This window comes from Burkholderia sp. IO2 (genome assembly GCF_029522185.1).
GTDB lineage: Bacteria > Pseudomonadota > Gammaproteobacteria > Burkholderiales > Burkholderiaceae > Burkholderia > Burkholderia cenocepacia.
This window is the reverse complement of the sequence record NZ_JAKWFH010000147.1, coordinates 1-536: the sequence shown is the minus strand read 5'-3', so window position 1 is coordinate 536 and position 536 is coordinate 1. Positions and strand designations below refer to the sequence as shown.

The window sequence follows — 536 nt, the reverse complement described above, 5'->3', positions numbered from 1 at the left end:
GCGCGCGGCGGCAAGACGCTGCCGCTCAAGAGCATCGCCGACGAGGCGATCGCGCTGGGCGGCTGCGAAGCGGTCAAGAGCGTGATCGTCTATCGCCGCACCGGCGGCAAGATCGACTGGCATGCAGACCGCGACCTGTGGATGCACGAGTTGGTGGACGGCGAATCCGACCGCTGCGAGCCGACCTGGGTCGGCGCCGAGCATCCGCTGTTCATCCTGTATACGTCGGGCTCGACCGGCAAGCCGAAGGGCGTGCAGCACAGCACGGGCGGCTACCTGCTGTGGGCCGCGCAGACGATGAAGTGGACCTTCGACTGGAAACCCGACGACGTGTTCTGGTGCACGGCCGACATCGGCTGGGTCACGGGCCACACGTACATCACCTACGGCCCGCTCGCATGCGGCGGCACGCAGGTCGTGTTCGAAGGCGTGCCGACGTATCCGGACGCCGGCCGCTTCTGGAAGATGATCGGCGATCACAAGGTCACCGTGTTCTACACCGCGCCGACCGCGATCCGTTCGCTGATCAAGGCGGC

The 536-nt window shown here is 67.0% G+C and carries 1 protein-coding gene; it reads left to right on the top strand.

The genetic code is table 11. The features are described from left to right. A partial coding sequence (locus MMB92_RS35220; protein WP_277563275.1) for an AMP-binding protein occupies window positions 1-536 on the top strand: 536 nt, incomplete at both ends.